This window comes from Mesorhizobium sp. Primo-A (assembly GCF_003997175.1).
GTDB classification, from domain to species: domain Bacteria; phylum Pseudomonadota; class Alphaproteobacteria; order Rhizobiales; family Rhizobiaceae; genus Mesorhizobium; species Mesorhizobium ciceri.
In genome coordinates, this window is sequence record NZ_RZTG01000027.1 from 15,800 (window position 1) to 30,084 (window position 14,285).

General features: G+C 58.6%; 16 protein-coding genes and 1 pseudogene. 8 read left to right on the forward strand and 9 right to left on the reverse strand.

All coding sequences use genetic code 11. The features are described from left to right. Window positions 1-149: 149 nt before the first annotated feature. The 3 genes from EOC83_RS31125 to EOC83_RS31135 all read left to right on the forward strand — a co-directional run bounded on the left by EOC83_RS31125 (window position 150) and on the right by EOC83_RS31135 (window position 1,605). A complete protein-coding gene (locus tag EOC83_RS31125) occupies window positions 150-884 on the forward strand; it encodes a Crp/Fnr family transcriptional regulator (protein WP_013525123.1) in 735 nt (244 codons plus the stop codon). A gap of 19 nt (window positions 885-903) precedes the next feature. Next, window positions 904-1,140, forward strand: coding sequence for a hypothetical protein (locus EOC83_RS31130; RefSeq protein WP_013525122.1), 237 nt, complete (start codon window positions 904-906; stop codon window positions 1,138-1,140). A gap of 225 nt (window positions 1,141-1,365) precedes the next feature. After that, window positions 1,366-1,605 (forward strand): hypothetical protein, encoded by a 240-nt coding sequence (locus EOC83_RS31135; protein WP_032899472.1) that lies wholly within the window; start codon window positions 1,366-1,368, stop codon window positions 1,603-1,605. A gap of 387 nt (window positions 1,606-1,992) precedes the next feature. Here EOC83_RS31135 and EOC83_RS31145 read toward each other — a convergent pair whose 3' ends face one another. Next, window positions 1,993-2,277, reverse strand: a complete 285-nt coding sequence (locus EOC83_RS31145) for a hypothetical protein (protein WP_027161872.1) — start codon at window positions 2,275-2,277, stop codon at window positions 1,993-1,995. 111 nt (window positions 2,278-2,388) lie between these two features. Next, window positions 2,389-2,637, reverse strand: a complete 249-nt coding sequence (locus EOC83_RS31150; RefSeq protein ID WP_013525118.1) for a hypothetical protein — start codon at window positions 2,635-2,637, stop codon at window positions 2,389-2,391. A gap of 278 nt (window positions 2,638-2,915) precedes the next feature. Between EOC83_RS31150 and EOC83_RS31155 the strand changes: the two genes are divergently transcribed. The 3 genes from EOC83_RS31155 (at window position 2,916) to EOC83_RS31165 (ending at window position 7,838) form a co-directional block, all read left to right on the forward strand. Continuing rightward, window positions 2,916-6,068, forward strand: a complete 3,153-nt coding sequence (locus tag EOC83_RS31155) for a GAF domain-containing protein (protein ID WP_063170788.1) — start codon at window positions 2,916-2,918, stop codon at window positions 6,066-6,068. A gap of 110 nt (window positions 6,069-6,178) precedes the next feature. Next, window positions 6,179-6,505, forward strand: a complete 327-nt coding sequence (locus EOC83_RS31160) for a low affinity iron permease family protein (RefSeq protein ID WP_027036398.1) — start codon at window positions 6,179-6,181, stop codon at window positions 6,503-6,505. Beyond that, a complete protein-coding gene (locus EOC83_RS31165) occupies window positions 6,450-7,838 on the forward strand; it encodes a phospholipase D-like domain-containing protein (RefSeq protein WP_082826786.1) in 1,389 nt (462 codons plus the stop codon). Before EOC83_RS31160 ends, EOC83_RS31165 begins: the two co-directional genes overlap by 56 nt. 144 nt (window positions 7,839-7,982) lie before the next feature. Here the strand turns inward: EOC83_RS31165 and EOC83_RS31170 are convergent, their stop codons facing one another. The 6 genes from EOC83_RS31170 to EOC83_RS31200 all read right to left on the reverse strand — a co-directional run bounded on the left by EOC83_RS31170 (window position 7,983) and on the right by EOC83_RS31200 (window position 12,100). Then, the gene (locus EOC83_RS31170; protein WP_013525114.1) at window positions 7,983-8,204 is read right to left on the reverse strand and encodes a hypothetical protein; all 222 of its coding nucleotides are present in this window, start codon (window positions 8,202-8,204) and stop codon (window positions 7,983-7,985) included. A gap of 9 nt (window positions 8,205-8,213) precedes the next feature. Next, window positions 8,214-8,414, reverse strand: coding sequence for a hypothetical protein (locus EOC83_RS31175; RefSeq protein WP_013525113.1), 201 nt, complete (start codon window positions 8,412-8,414; stop codon window positions 8,214-8,216). Window positions 8,415-9,124: 710 nt separating this feature from the next. Continuing rightward, the gene (locus tag EOC83_RS31185; protein ID WP_013525111.1) at window positions 9,125-9,418 is read right to left on the reverse strand and encodes a DUF768 domain-containing protein; all 294 of its coding nucleotides are present in this window, start codon (window positions 9,416-9,418) and stop codon (window positions 9,125-9,127) included. A gap of 142 nt (window positions 9,419-9,560) precedes the next feature. Continuing rightward, window positions 9,561-10,163 carry a DUF4142 domain-containing protein gene (locus EOC83_RS31190; protein WP_082826787.1) on the reverse strand — a complete coding sequence of 201 codons (603 nt, stop codon included), beginning with the start codon at window positions 10,161-10,163 and terminating at the stop codon, window positions 9,561-9,563. Window positions 10,164-10,222: 59 nt separating this feature from the next. Beyond that, window positions 10,223-11,620, reverse strand: coding sequence for a cytochrome b6 (locus EOC83_RS31195; RefSeq protein ID WP_013525109.1), 1,398 nt, complete (start codon window positions 11,618-11,620; stop codon window positions 10,223-10,225). Between the two features lie 234 nt (window positions 11,621-11,854). Continuing rightward, window positions 11,855-12,100, reverse strand: a complete 246-nt coding sequence (locus tag EOC83_RS31200; protein ID WP_013525108.1) for a hypothetical protein — start codon at window positions 12,098-12,100, stop codon at window positions 11,855-11,857. 716 nt (window positions 12,101-12,816) lie between these two features. Between EOC83_RS31200 and EOC83_RS31210 the strand changes: the two genes are divergently transcribed. Continuing rightward, the gene (locus EOC83_RS31210; RefSeq protein WP_063170790.1) at window positions 12,817-13,326 is read left to right on the forward strand and encodes a DUF892 family protein; all 510 of its coding nucleotides are present in this window, start codon (window positions 12,817-12,819) and stop codon (window positions 13,324-13,326) included. A gap of 512 nt (window positions 13,327-13,838) precedes the next feature. On the opposite strand, the gene EOC83_RS32955 is transcribed toward EOC83_RS31210, so the two are convergent. Continuing rightward, window positions 13,839-14,003: a hypothetical protein gene (locus EOC83_RS32955; RefSeq protein WP_164752019.1), complete on the reverse strand. Its 165-nt coding sequence runs from the start codon at window positions 14,001-14,003 to the stop codon at window positions 13,839-13,841. 94 nt (window positions 14,004-14,097) lie between these two features. Here EOC83_RS32955 and EOC83_RS31215 point away from each other — a divergent pair. Then, window positions 14,098-14,285: pseudogene (locus EOC83_RS31215) on the forward strand (amino acid synthesis family protein); the annotation flags it as partial.

Below are 14,285 nucleotides of genomic sequence, written 5' to 3' on the forward strand. Positions count from 1 at the left end.
GTGCCCCGTGCAATGAAGTCCCGGCCAAGGACCTGCCTCGGCATCCTGAATTCCCAGTTCCCGACCAGCAGTCCGGCGCCTCGTTACGGCTATCCGGAACTTTTGACGCGGATGCAAGTTCGATAACCAACATCAGCTAGGTAGCCACTTTGTCACCCACTTCATCCTCGGATGTACTTATCCGCAAGCTCCAGAGCATCTCGGATCTCCGAGAGGGCGATATTGATGTTTTGAAAGACATCCAAATTCAGGAGAAGGATTTTCTTGCCAATTACGACCTGGTGCGTGAGGGTGACCGCCCTGTCAATTCGTTCGTGGTTTTGGATGGCCTGCTCGGTTCCACCAAACTTACCGGCGATGGCAAACGGCAGATTACATCCTTCTTTGTGGCTGGGGACATTCCCGATCTGCACGGACTGCATCTGTCGGTCATGGATTGCAATTTCACGACCCTGACAGCAGCCAGACTGGGCTTCATGCGACATGACGCTCTTCGCGCCATTTGCGAACAGCATCCCCGAATCGCCACGGCTTTTTGGCGCTCGACGCTGATCGATGCAGCGATTTACAGGGAATGGGTTACGAATGTGGGACGACGCGAGGCCTATACGCGCATGGCTCACATCTTGTGCGAACTGATCTTTCGCTTGCGCTCGGTTGGACGCATCCAGGATCACGTCGCGGATCTTCCCATTACCCAGGCAGCACTTGGCGATGCATTGGGCTTGTCTACAGTCCACGTCAACCGAATGCTTCAGGAACTTCGACGTAGAGGCCTCATCGCCACCACAGGCCCAAGGGTGCAGGCTCTTGATTGGCCCGGCCTCACTCGTGCAGGTGATTTCGAAACGACGTACCTGCACCAAAGGAACCCCGCAGCTTAGTGGTGACGGAAGCTTTCGGATGGCACGATTTTTCTTTGATAGTGGCGATCACGATGTGGTCATCCAGGACGAAATCGGCATCGAATGTGCCGGTCTGGAGGAGGTGCGCCGCGTAGGCTTCGAAGGCCTTATCGACCTTACGAGAGATGCACTGACCGAGGTGGACGGGCAGCAAGTATTTGTTGAAGTGCGGAACGAAAATGGCGACAGGATTCTGAGGCTGAGCATCTCGCTTCAGATCAAGCTGATGAGATAACGTGCGATAGGACTTGCTGCGACAGAATGCTGCCGAACGCCGGCACACCAAACGGAGCGGCGACGAAACCGAATGCCGCGTGGCCGGACTGACGCACGAAGATGCCGCCGCCATTTGCGACCAGCTCGGGTTCTCCACATTGGACAAATCGGAAAGCCGCAGCAGAAGGGCATGCCCGCCTCAGTGGCGCAATCCGACTGATTTAATCGATGTCGCGATTTTTGTATGAAGTTCTGGAACGCGCACTCTCAGCGCTCGTTCATGTTGTCTCAGCAGAGGGTCGTCGAGATGCAACGAAAAGCGAACGAGGCAAGCCGGGTTGCGAAGGGCCAGGACCTTGAGGTCGAACATCTGGTCGAGCTCACGGAAATTGACCCCAAGCAGGCACGAACGCTGCTTCGCAGGCATGGCGCCGATTGGCCGAAGCTCAAAGACGAGGCGGAAGCTCTGAAGAAGGAAGACTAATCGTCACCTTCCGAGCGGTTGGCGAGAAAGCAGTTCTAGCTCATCCTCATCCGTGACCCCAGCCTGGTAGTAAGCCAGAATACGTGATGCGCGCCGCTCCTTCTCGGTTGCGGTTTCGTTTTTGATTTTGCTGCGTGCGAAGACGCGACTGAGCAGGGCAAGTTCTGATGGGGTGAAGGCGTCTCTATGCATCGCATCTCAACTCCCGCGCGCCCGTCTCGAGAGCGTCGAGGTGGGCTGAAGCCGTGTTGCAGCCTCTGCGCGTCTTTCGGAGATTAAACAAAAAGGCTGTCCGCACCAGCCAGAAACGGTCTTTTTCGGGTTCACGGCGTGATCTGCCCGGCGGCCGCAACATCTGGCTCGAGGGCGACAGCGGAGAAACCGGCTTCAACCCGATCGCAAGACGCCTGGCTCCTCTGTTTCCTTGAACTCTTCCGTATCCCTGGGCGCGGCGACCAGATCCTGGAATCCGAGAGTGGCGACGAGATAGCCTGCTTCGTCGTAAACCTTCGTCACCCAACTGGTCGGGTCCACGCCATCGACAATTCCGTCGAGCATGGCCTCCTTGGCTGCACGCTTCGCCTCTCTGACAGCCTCATCTCGATCAGCCATATCGGCAAAGATTGCAGGCTGGGCCATGCCTTCGATAAACTCGAAGCGGAATTTCGGCATCGGTCGCTCCAGTCATTGTGCCAGCGCATCGGACATTTCTGGCAGGTTTGACGCTCAACGCGGCGGTGTCGAAAAGGATGCAGCGGGTTGATTGCGCTTGATCATCAAACCTCAGGCAGCATTGCTGCCTCCCATCTCCCAGTCGCCTTGCCAACGTGCGCGCACGGCGATCATCAGTGTGGCCGCTTCCGTCATTCCTGTTTCAAACAACCTGATCAGCTCTCTCGCTACGGCGTTGGCCGCCGCCGTGTCGGGCAAGATAGCAAATTCCTGGCACAGCGCGTCGAACGCGTCGCGAAGGATGTTCAGGTCACTGGGGTAGAGAGCTTCCGTATTCGTGCGGGTTGGTCGGCTAAGCATCAGGCGCTCCTATTCGGCTACAGTGGGATTGCTCCCAAGCAGCGGCGCCCGTTACACAGCCGCTGACAATGGCTTTATGCGGCACAGCCCAGCAGGTGTCATTAAACTATGATGCACGGCGCGTCGTTCGCCCGTTGAGGGCGCATATGGAGTTGTCCTTGGCTGTCGTGACGCAAGTTTCTTCGCAATGCGTCGGCGGCCTAGCCCCGACCTGTTGTCCGGCGCCTGGAACTCTTCGCGACTGACGGCATTATCTAGTCCGACCAACCGGGGGCGAAATGGGAGTCACGTCACGCGAACGTTCGTCTGAAGTGCAGCGCTTCCAGCTTCTGGCGGGGTTGGGTGACAGGATTCGGGAGATCGATGATCCTGCCGAACTGGCATTTGCGGCAGCGGAATTGCTTGGGAAGCATTTTGGCATCAGTCGAGCCGGATATGGCACGATCGATCTCAAGAAAGAAACGATAGTCATCGACAGAGACTGGAACGCGCCGGGAATCCGAAGTCTGGCCGGAACTCTGAACTTCAGGGACTACGGCTCCTATGTCGATGATTTGAAACGAGGCGAGACGGTCGTCTTCGAGAATGCCGAGACAGACCCGCGAACCCACGACCATGCCGAGGCTCTCAAAGCAATCAGCGCCCAATCCGTCATCAACATGCCGGTTACGGAGCGCGGCGGGTTGGTTGCGTTATTGTACCTCAATCACTCCGAGCCAAGACACTGGACGCCGGCCGAGGTTGCTCTGGTTTCGGAAGTGGCTGACCGGACGCGCACCGCAATTGAACGGCTTCGTGCGGAGAAGGCCCTGCGTGAAAATGCCGAGCGCCTGGCCTTTCTGGATCGCCTCGGCAGAGAGATATCCCCGGCGACAGATGCCGACGCTGTCATGGAGGTCACCACCCGTCTACTTGGCGAACATCTAGGCGTTTCGATTTGCGCCTACGCTGACATGGAGCCGGACCAGGACCACTTCACCATTCGCGGCGACTGGAGCGCTCCTGGCTCGCCTAGCATCAGGGGATACTACAGTCTTGCCGATTTCGGTCGCCTCGCTGTTGGCAATCTGACCGCCAATCGGCCGCTCGTCATCAACGACAATCTCGAGGAAATTGCGCCCGAGGAAGCAAAGACCTTTCAGGACATCGGCATAACGGCAACGATCTGCATGCCCTTGGTCAAGCAAGGCCGGCTGGCTGCGCTAATGGCCGTTCACGACACGCAGCGCCGCGTCTGGTCGCAGCGCGAACTGTCCTTGCTGGCGGAGGTGACAGAGCGGTCATGGGCTCACATCGAGCGCGTCCGCTCGGAACAGGCTGCCCGAGCGAGCGAGGAGCGGCTAAGGCTAGCGACCGATGCGGCCGCTATCGGAACGTGGGACTATGATCCCATCACAAGGGTGCTGCGTTGGGACGACCGATGCAAAGCTCTCTTCGGTCTGCCACCTGAGGCGGAGGTGACATATGAGAGCGCGTTCCTGGCCGGTCTCCATCCAGAAGACCGTGAACGGGCGGATGAGGCCGTACGCCGGGCGCTCGCGCCGGGCGAGTCTTCCCGCTACGACATCGAATATCGGACGATCGGGCTGCGCGACGGAAAGGAGCGTTGGATAGCTGCAACGGGCGAATCTCTTTTCCGGTCCGGACGCGCGGTGCGTTTCATCGGCACCGTCATGGATATTACCGCGCGAAAGCGGGTGGAGAACCAGCTTCAGATGATGAATGCGACTGCCGCCGCCGTGGCAGCCGAGCTGGACGTGGAGCGCATTGTCCAGATTGTCACCGACGCTGGCGTCGCGCTGTCAGGCGCGCAATTCGGAGCTTTTTTCTACAATGTCCTCGATGACACGGGGGACAGCTATGTGCTCTACGCCCTGTCGGGAGCGCCACGCTCCGCTTTCGAAAATTTTCCCATGCCACGCAACACGGCCGTGTTCGAGCCTACTTTTCGCGGGACGGGCGTGGTGCGTTCCGATGATATCCTCATGGATGTGCGCTATGGAAAAAATTCGCCGAGGAAGGGAATGCCGGAAGGCCATCTTCCCGTGCGATCCTATCTTGCCGTGCCGGTCATTTCGCGATCGGGCGAAGTGCTGGGTGGGCTGTTCTTCGGACATTCCGGTTGCGGTGTCTTTGCCGCAGAGCATGAGACAGCCTTGCTGGGGCTGGCCGGTCATGCCGCCACGGCAATCGACAACTCCCGACTGTTCAAAGCGCTGCAGACGCTCAACGCCACTCTTGAGCAGCGTGTGGCTGAGGAAGTTGCCGAACGCGTCCGAGCAGAAGAGCACCTGCGCCAGGCGCAGAAGATGGAGGCCGTGGGACAGCTTACCGGTGGCATCGCCCACGACTTCAACAATATGCTGGCTGTCATCATTGGCGGTTTGAATCTCGTGCAGCGCAAGCTCCGAAACGGCGACACGAACGTGAACCACTTCGTCACCGGTGCAATCGATGGGGCACAACGCGCTGCGGAACTTACCAAGCGGCTGCTTGCCTTCTCTCGCCAGCAGCCCTTGGCACCGACGCGCCTGAATCCTAATCGACTCGTCTCCGGCATGAGCGAACTGCTGAGCCGAACGCTTGGAGAGACCATAGCAATCGAGACGGTGCTCGCCGCTGGGCTATGGCATGTGGAGGCCGATGCAGGGCAATTGGAAAGCGCATTGCTCAACCTTTGCGTCAACGCACGCGATGCCATGCCCGGCGGCGGAAAGCTCACGATTGAAACGTCTAACGCCCATATTGACGATCGGTATGCGAGAGAAAACGCGATCTCCTCGGGCCAGTATGTGATGATAGCGGTCACCGATTCCGGAACGGGCATGACTGCGGACGTGCTGGCAAGAGCCTTCGATCCGTTCTTCACCACAAAGGGAGTCGGCAAGGGTACCGGATTGGGACTTAGCCAAGTGTATGGGTTTGTTCGTCAGTCCGGCGGCAGCGTCAAGATCTATTCCGAACTCGGTGTCGGAACCACCTTGAAGATCTATCTACCGCGGTCGCATGGCGGCATTCCCGACAGCCCGGCCGCCGCCTTGGCGGGCGAGCATCCGGGACATTCAGACGAGGTCATCATGATCGTCGAGGATGAAGATCGTGTACGCCTGATGGCCGCAGAAGCGCTGCGAGAACTGGGCTATTCCGTCCTGGAAATGTCGGGGCCACGAGATGCACTTGCCGCCGTGGAGAGCGGGCATGTGCCTTCGCTTCTGTTCACCGATGTGGTCATGCCGGAAATGTCAGGCCGCGAACTGGTGGACAAGGTCAGGACATCGCACCCGTCACTAAAGGTGCTCTACACCACCGGCTACACGCGAAACGCGATTGTTCACAATGGCACGCTCGATTTTGGAACGGAGCTTTTGACCAAACCCTACACGATCGACGAGCTGGCCGAGAAGGTCCGAAAGGTGCTCGATCGAAAGTAACGATCGGCCAGAGGCGATGTACTCAAGCGGCCGACCCAAATCCACTGCAGGCACGGCGGGGCGGTATGATGTCTCGCCGGAACCAGGGGGACTGCCGCGAGTTCTCTGGAATGGCAAATCATCCGATCACCAGCGCCCTTACCTCAATCGGCACACTGACTTCCCGTCCCGCTGCGTTCCTGGTCTTGTTGGCCTACGCAATTCTTTGGATGATTTTCGAGCGACAGAGCTTGGATTGGCATGGAGCCGCAACATTGTTCACCTGGGCGATGACGCTGTTCATCCAGCGTGCGGAGCACCGCGACACTCAAGCGATCCATGCCAAGCTGGACGAGATCCTGCGGTCAGATCACGCGGCTTCAAACATCACCCGGATCGACGATGAAGAGCCCGAGGAGATCGAAAAACATCGCCATCGCCAGCAACAGGGCGATTGACGTGCAGCCTTTCGGTCCCGTTGCGTCAGGCGCCCGCAAGAAGACCTCCCGCATTGCGCCTTGGCGAAAGGTGCTCATCTATCTGGCCATTGCCGCCATCGGCAGCCTGCTCACGGTGTTGATCATAAACCTCACTCCGCAGCCGCGCGTTCTACGATCTATCGTCCCCCACCGGTTCGACGCTACGGATCCCCAATTTTCCAAGACGATGAGCAGCTATTCGCAAGGGCAGATGTTCGGTTCCAACGCGGTCCAAACTCTCGTCAACGGAGACGAAATATTTCCCTCAATGCTGCAAGCAATCGGGGCGGCTCGATCCAGCGTCAACATGGAAACGTATATTTATTGGTCAGGAGCCATCGGCTACGAGTTCGCGATCGCATTGGCGACGAAGGCCCGCGAAGGCGTGGAAGTCCGCGTGAACGTCGACTGGGTTGGCAGCCTTCCCTTCGACGAGGACCTGATCCGCATCATGACGACGGCAGGTGTGCGGTTCGAACGCTATCGGCCGCTACGCTGGTATACGTTGGACCGTGTAAACAACCGAACTCATCGCAAGCTGCTGATCGTTGATGGCCGGATCGCTTTCACCGGCGGGGTCGGCATTGCCGATGATTGGCGCGGGAACGCACGCAACTCAAATGAATGGCGCGACACCCATTACCGGATCGAAGGACCAGCCGTGCCCGCATTCCAGGCGGCGTTCGCCGAAAACTGGCTTGAGACGACCGGCGAGACATTGCAGGGCGGGAAGTTCTACCCTGCAGTTGCGGCCGCTGGCGGTCTCGATGCGCAGTTGATACTTTCTTCGCAGCCAAACGGCTCGGAGAACATGGAGCTGATGATGTTGGCGGCAATAGCCGCGGCCAAGGATCATCTGCGCATCGGCATGGCCTACTTCGTGCCGGACGACATCGCGCTGCAGCAGATTCTTGATGCAAGGAAGCGAGGCGTCTCGGTCGATGTCATCGTTCCCAATTGGCTCACGGATGTGCCTGTGGTGCGAAAGGGCTCGCGCTTTTTCTGGGGCGAATTGCTCAAGGCCGGTGTGCGCATCTTTGAGTTTCAACCCACAATGTACCATCCCAAGCTTTTGATCGTCGACGATGTCTGGGTGAGCTTTGGCTCGGCTAATCTGGATGAGCGATCCTTGCGCCTCAACGATGAGGCCAGTCTGAACGTCTACGGCTTGGAATTCGCGCGGACGCAAATAGACGTTTTCAACGAGGACCTGAAGCGATCAAGGCAGGTCAGTCTGGAAGAATGGCAAGCGCGTCCGCTAAGCGAAAAGGTCACCGACTACTTTGCGAGCAGGTTTCGCTCCCAGCTCTGATAATGGCGAGGAGGCGGAGATCCAAAGTCCCCGCGATTGCTCGCCAGGTATTTCGCAGCCTTGCTGGATCAGGTCGCGGAAGCCCTCCCTCCCAGCCGCGCTCGCCGCTGGACTCTCCCAGTGTTCCGCACGGATGTGGAGAGCCTAAAAGACTTCGATCACCTTACGGCTTCTCTTTTTGAGAGCCTGGATGGGTTTGCGGCGAGTTTGCGGCTGCGCCGGCGACGACTCCACCGGACGCTGTGCAAGCCTTGCTTGTCTCAGCCGCGCCGTCTTCTCGGCGCGTTGTGCGCGTTCAGCGTCCAGCGTCTCTTGGCTGATGCGTTTGGCGCGGTCGTATCTTTCCTTGTCATGATTGCGCGTCACGGACACCTCCTAGCCAGCAACAAAAATCCTGCGAACCTTTTTGGTGACACGCTGCTTGCGTTCTATGGGAGACGGCGTGATGGCCTGTGCGAGGCGCGCTTCCTTCAACCGCGCCGTCTTGGCGGCGCGCTCAGCACGTTCCTTGTCGACAATGATTGCTGCAGCTGATGTGGTCTTCTCGTTGCGAGCGTCATTATTGGTCCGCGGCATCTCAGCGCCTCGCCTTAATTCTTGTCGCCCGCAGAGCCATTTTGTACCTGGGTCGTGCTCTAACCTGGTGTATCGCCCCCTTGGGCGAGATTTTGCCTCGATGAGCCGGCTTCATGCGCAGGTGGTTGTCGTTGTCCGCTTGTGGGATGGCCATCTCGGTTCTCCTATGCGGGCCGAACTTCGATATGACACAAGTGTTCCAAGGCAACGCGCAAGCTGCTGGGCTATTTTCGAGGCAAGGAAACGCGCTTCAGGCGCGTGATCGGGGAACCGTGACAGGGGGCCGTAGCTGGAACTTTGAGAGCGCAGATAGCGTCGGCGCCTGCACACGGCGGCCCTCTCCCCTCTCGCAAAAGCTGTCAGCCGCGGCGGTGCGATTACCGGCAGCAAAGGAGCTTGGTGTCGACGATGAACTTCCTGGCGACGAGATCGTTCGGACATTGCTGCAGCGCAGGATCCCCCCGCGAGCGCATTAGCTCCGTATTGTATGGCGTTAGGGCCGTTGAACCACCACCGGGGTGTGTCAGTAGCACCTTACAGGCAGCCGCAGGTCCAAACGAGCAGCACCGTTCCAAGCGCATAAGGGACCAGAAGCAAACCTATCGTCACCCAGAAAGCCGGCTCTGCCAAGGCGGCCATGTCCTTGCGAAACTGCTCCATGGGGCTACCCCGGCAACTTCGACAAACGAAAAGAGCTGATCTGGTATGGCCTACGGCCCGCTTTTGGCATCTTCGACCTCCAGCGCATCCATGAGGGCTGCCACATCGCTGGGTTCGCCAGCGGCGTCACCATGCACGCCAGTTCGCGCTTTCTTGAGCGCTTGCTCGATCGCATCTTCAATGTTTCCGAGCTCGTCCTCACGCACCTCGCGACCATAACCGGCCGCTTCGGCATCCTGCTCGAATTGCTGAGCCAGCACGGCGAAGCTCACTTCCTCTTGGCCGGCAAGAGTGCCGACATTCTCCTGCAGCCAGCTTTCAAAAAACTCTTTGGTCGCGTTCATCGGATAACTCCTCCACCGGATTAAGCGCGGCGGCGATCCGAAGTTCCGCCATGGCGTCACTTTCTCAATCAGACGAACAGAAGCGCGTGCGCTGACATTCACGGAAGGCAGCTGAACTTTCAGGTGCCACATGACCGCCGCTTCATTTGGCCTTTTGCGTATCCGGCGCGAACAGGGCTTGGCCTGCCAGCTTCGCGTGCAACGTGCGGGCCAGGTCAAGATGTTCAAGCACCGTCGGCAGCTTTTCGGAGGCGAAGCGCTGAAGCGCTGCATCCTCGCCCGAGCCTATCTCCCAAGCCAGGAGCTGCGCCGTCCTTTGGTGATCGACGATCTGCGCCCTCAGGTACGCCAGCTCAAACGCGGCGCCGTCGAGCTTTTCGAGATCGGAACGGATTTTCTTGTGATCTGGATCGAGCCCTTCGGGAAGTGGAATCTTGCTTTTATCGGCCACGGATTTCAGCTGCTCATTGGCCTTGTTGTGATCATCGACCATCCGATTTGCAAATTCACGGAGGTCTTCGTGGCTTGTCTTTCCAGCCGCGAGTCGCCCGAACTCTATCTCGGCCCTGCCGCCTGCCGTAATTAGCTGTACGAAAAGCCGATCCTGATAATTCGTCTGGTGCGGTGCTGGAACTCCAGGCTTCTCCATACTGGTATCGGGGGCAAGACCGGCTGGATTGCCGATTTGCGCCAGCGCACAGCAGGGCGACACTGCCAGGACTACTGTCATTATGGCGGCACGCATGAACTGTCCTCCATTCAATACCTAGTTAATTGTCGGCCGCGGTTTTTCCCGGATGATGTCTAGAGCGTGAGCAAATAGGCCACCAATGCTTCCTTTTCCGATTGGTCGAGCTTCGTTCCGAGCACCAGGTTGAAGAACTCAACGGTATCGCCCAGCGTCATCAGACGGCCGTCATGAAGATAGGGCGGAGAATCCTTGATCCCGCGCAACGTGAAGGTCTTGATGGGTCCATCTGGAATGGCAACCTGGTCGTTGAACGTCTGACCAACTTTGTAGAATCGCTCGAGCTTCAGGTCGTGCATATTGTTGTCCATGAAGGACTGGGCTGGAACATGACATTCGCCGCAGCGGCCCTTTCCCATGAACACCTGCTCGCCCTTGATCTCCAGCGCACTGGCGGTAGCCGGGTCAAGTCGTCCAAAGGGATCGAGCTTGGGTGCCGGAGGAAAATCGATGATGTTCTGCATCTGCGCCATCATCGCGACCTGGTTGGGCCGATCCGGCAGGTTCACGCCCTTGCGGGTGGCGCTCACGTGATCGCCGTTGAAATAGGCGGTGCGCTGTTCGAACTCCGTAAAGTCTTCCACGGAACGCAGCGAGCGCTTGGATCCGTGGATCTGCTGGTTGAACAAGCCGCGCAGGCTGGTTGTGTCGAGCCGGAAGCGCTCGGCTTGCGGCCGCACGTCCGGGGTGAGGTGAAACGCCCCGTTGGTGTGGAAATTGGAATGGCAATCGAGGCAAGCGACACCCGTGCTTTGCATCGCTACCTTCCTGTCCTCGGTCTGGTTGAATTCCTCCTGCGGAAATGGCGTCAGCAGCAGACGAAGTCCTTCCATCTGCACGGGCGTGATGATGCCGTTCATGTATTCGTAGAAGTTGCGTATCGTCAGCAGATCCCCTCGCGACACATCTCCAAGCTCCGGGTGCGTGGTCAGAAATATTGGAGGTGGAAACTCCGGGGTAAGGTGATCCGGTAGATCGAAATCGACGTCGAAGCGTCGCAGATCGCGTCCTTCATCAGCGCCGATCTCTCTAATCTCACTTTCAGGAAAGACCTGACCTCCGGCGGCCTGCTTGACGTGCGGCAACGGTAGGAAGCCTTGCGGCAACAGACCACGATCACGAATTTCCTGAGGGGTTTTCGCTGCCAGGCTGCTCCAGGTTTCGCCTGCCGGCAGTTTCACTCGCGAGCCTTCTTGTACAGCCTTGCGCCCGCCCGACATCATGACGCCGGGCATCGGCCGGTCGGCCAGATCGTAACGGCTCTCGAGCAGGCCGCGTTGCCGTTGTGTCACAGCCGGCTTTTGCGCCTCGTCAGTTTCCTTGACCGCAGAAAAAGGCAAGCTTGGCAATGGACGATACGTCAGATCCGGCGGCAGCGGGTCCGAAGCAACATTGAGCGTGAACGTTGCAGCGCCAAGCAGGACCGGCAAACCAAGATTGAAGATACGCGACATATCCCCTCCCCACAGCGTTGAATTTGGCCCCAACCAGTGCGCGCAAGCTTTGTTCCATAGCTTTGATAGCCCCAACGCTCACGCTCGGCTTTTCGATGATCACCGGTGTCGCTGCTTTGGAGGGTGCGATCTGCGTGCCTTGCCTGCGTACCGTTCTCGCCATCTTCTGGCTGATGACTGCACGTCCGCTGCCGACTCGTGGCCTTGCAGCAGGCCTGCATCGAGCGAAGCTATCTATCCCGACATTCCGGATTGTATCACCCCATCGGCCGACGACCCGTCAGACATCGCCGCATTGTTGATCTGGTCCGTCCCGAACTGAGCGACCTGAACCATCATGGCCCTGGCCTTTGCAATGAGTTCATCGTCGGGAAGAGTATGCCCGGCCTGCAGGGTAACTGTAATACACTCGCCTCCCTCGCCCCGAAATTCCACGACCGGAGCCTGGTCTCGGCTGACGACAACTCCCATCATCTGCATAAAAACCTCCTCGTCGCTTCCTGCATTGGCCAGACAAACGCAACCCAGCTCGGCTATCTAATCCTTGACATAGGCCCCAGGTTGACGCCCGCCTCTGGGCGCCTTGGCGTCTTTCGAATGCTCGGCGACCGCAGGGCCTGCTCCGGATATTTTCTCTGGGGCCGGTGAAGGTGTCGCCGGCTTTGACGGGCTCCTGCCGCTCGATTTCTCGGAGCGGTGTGATATGTTAGTTGAAGACTTGTCTGAAGAAGTCATGGCTCTTTCCCTAGCGCGAAAACCCCAATACCAACCTGCGAAACGCCGTGACGTTCCATCGTGATATGATCTCCGTTGTTGAACCTGGAGGCCTCGCTGGGGCGCACCGGCAATGGGCTGATTTTGCAAGACGAATGGCAACGGCCAAGGCGCTCGGGCAAGACACAGCCTGACACATCGCGGCGCGGGTATTGGAATGCGAGCCGACGCGAAACGCTTCATTGAGATCATCCATCACGGAACCCGCGGCAGGCAGCAGCTTCGTCATTTCTGCAGGAATGCGTTTTGCCAACGCCGACACCGCGACCATGCCCGTCGCCCGCCACTCTCTCCTGGTGCCAAGCGCCCGCTTGCAGCGCCTACCTCAAGGAGCCTGCAATACAGGCTGACTCCGCAGCTCAACCGATGAGGAACAATATCTCCCTTTGAAAGTTCTGGCCGACCCATGAAGGAGGTATGAAATGTCAGAATCACGCGAATGGCTTGTCCAATGGCTCAGGGATGCTCACGCCATGGAGGAGCAGGCCGAAACCATGTTGAATGGGCAACTGAACCGGATAGAGAACTATCCTGAGCTCAGCGAGCGGATTCGCCAGCACATCCAGGAGACCAGACAGCAGGCTGCTCGGCTGGAAACCTGTCTTGACCGCATCGGACAAGGATCTTCCACACTGAAGGATGCCGGCGGCAAGCTGACGGCAATGACGCAGTCGCTCAGTGGGGTGTTCGCCGGGGACGAAGTGATGAAGGGATCGCTTGCAAGCTACACGTTCGAGCACATGGAAATCGCCTCCTACACAATCCTGATCGCCGCCGCCAAATCGCTAGGCGAAGCAGAGGTCGCCCAGCTCTGCGAAGAGAATCTGCGTGAGGAAGTTGCGATGGCGGACTGGTTGAAAAGCCATATTCCAGCGACAGCCGAGCAGTTCCTCGCGCGGGCCGACTCGGAGAGTGACAACGCCAAGCGCTGATCTACGATCGTGGCTCGCAGGCGATAGTGAGCGCCGGTCAGCGCAGCGTACGGGCCCACGCTGACCGCCGTGGCGCGGGCCCACATAGCAACTACCTTGACCAGGTAGTATTCGTATCGGTCTTGGGGGTGACCGTCCTGTTTGGGCGGCAACGACAAACCAACGACCTGGTCTGATGACGGCAGTTCCTCATGCGGGCGTGGAGCGTCATTCCGATTGAAAACAGGAACTGAGAGAGCGGCATCTTGCGTCAAGACGCAAGTCGCAAGAAGCATCGTTAGGCCACTGAAGTGAGAACCTCCGTCGGGCCGGGCCACGAAACATTCGGCAGCGGTCGGGCGTTGTCTCGAGAGTTTGGGGCGACCCGCACCGCCATGTTTTCTTGGCAGGTGATCGAGTGCGTTCTGGGAAATGCGCGTGCCACCGGCCTCCGTTATGGCCTGACGATTCGTCCCATCAAGCTGGTCGTTTGTGCCCTCATGCGAGGAGGAAGTCCTTCCAGGCCGAGCGGGTCAGGCAACACCGGAGTATTTTTTCATTACCCTTGCTGCTCGCACGAGTGACGACCAATCAGCTCCCATAGTGGCGACGAGGTCACTAGCTTCTTCGCTGGAAATGCCGGTGCGGGCGGCGAGCTTCTTCGCAAGCAAATCGAAAGCCAGTTCGACTATCGTCATCGTTCAGCCCTTTCGCTAAGCTCTCCAATACCCTCTCGGAGGGTCTCTCGCATTAGCCCATGTTAATGAGGCGAGAAGCAATTTCCTTCACCTCGTGGGCGGCACGACCTATCTCGAATTCTGCAACACACGCAGCGCGCCTGGCGCGCTGCTGTCGCTTCAGATGATGCACAAGAGCGAGAACGGTCGCCGCTCACACTTCATCACCGCCAATTTTCAGATCGCCGACGGCCCGGCTGCCGACGAGATCGTCGTGGCCATCGGTGCTGCGGACGGCGGCTG

What these genes read in the sequence shown, in the direction of transcription:
- EOC83_RS31130 (WP_013525122.1), top strand. Translation starts at nt 904, where the DNA reads ATGGCACGATTTTTCTTTGATAGTGGCGATCACGATGTGGTCATCCAG.
- EOC83_RS31135 (WP_032899472.1), top strand. Translation starts at nt 1,366, where the DNA reads ATGAAGTTCTGGAACGCGCACTCTCAGCGCTCGTTCATGTTGTCTCAG.
- EOC83_RS31145 (WP_027161872.1), bottom strand. Translation starts at nt 2,277, where the DNA reads ATGCCGAAATTCCGCTTCGAGTTTATCGAAGGCATGGCCCAGCCTGCA.
- EOC83_RS31150 (WP_013525118.1), bottom strand. Translation starts at nt 2,637, where the DNA reads ATGCTTAGCCGACCAACCCGCACGAATACGGAAGCTCTCTACCCCAGT.
- EOC83_RS31155 (WP_063170788.1), top strand. Translation starts at nt 2,916, where the DNA reads ATGGGAGTCACGTCACGCGAACGTTCGTCTGAAGTGCAGCGCTTCCAG.
- EOC83_RS31160 (WP_027036398.1), top strand. Translation starts at nt 6,179, where the DNA reads ATGGCAAATCATCCGATCACCAGCGCCCTTACCTCAATCGGCACACTG.
- EOC83_RS31165 (WP_082826786.1), top strand. Translation starts at nt 6,450, where the DNA reads ATGAAGAGCCCGAGGAGATCGAAAAACATCGCCATCGCCAGCAACAGG.
- EOC83_RS31175 (WP_013525113.1), bottom strand. Translation starts at nt 8,414, where the DNA reads ATGCCGCGGACCAATAATGACGCTCGCAACGAGAAGACCACATCAGCT.
- EOC83_RS31185 (WP_013525111.1), bottom strand. Translation starts at nt 9,418, where the DNA reads ATGAACGCGACCAAAGAGTTTTTTGAAAGCTGGCTGCAGGAGAATGTC.
- EOC83_RS31190 (WP_082826787.1), bottom strand. Translation starts at nt 10,163, where the DNA reads ATGCGTGCCGCCATAATGACAGTAGTCCTGGCAGTGTCGCCCTGCTGT.
- EOC83_RS31195 (WP_013525109.1), bottom strand. Translation starts at nt 11,620, where the DNA reads ATGTCGCGTATCTTCAATCTTGGTTTGCCGGTCCTGCTTGGCGCTGCA.
- EOC83_RS31200 (WP_013525108.1), bottom strand. Translation starts at nt 12,100, where the DNA reads ATGCAGATGATGGGAGTTGTCGTCAGCCGAGACCAGGCTCCGGTCGTG.
- EOC83_RS31210 (WP_063170790.1), top strand. Translation starts at nt 12,817, where the DNA reads ATGTCAGAATCACGCGAATGGCTTGTCCAATGGCTCAGGGATGCTCAC.
- EOC83_RS32955 (WP_164752019.1), bottom strand. Translation starts at nt 14,003, where the DNA reads ATGACGATAGTCGAACTGGCTTTCGATTTGCTTGCGAAGAAGCTCGCC.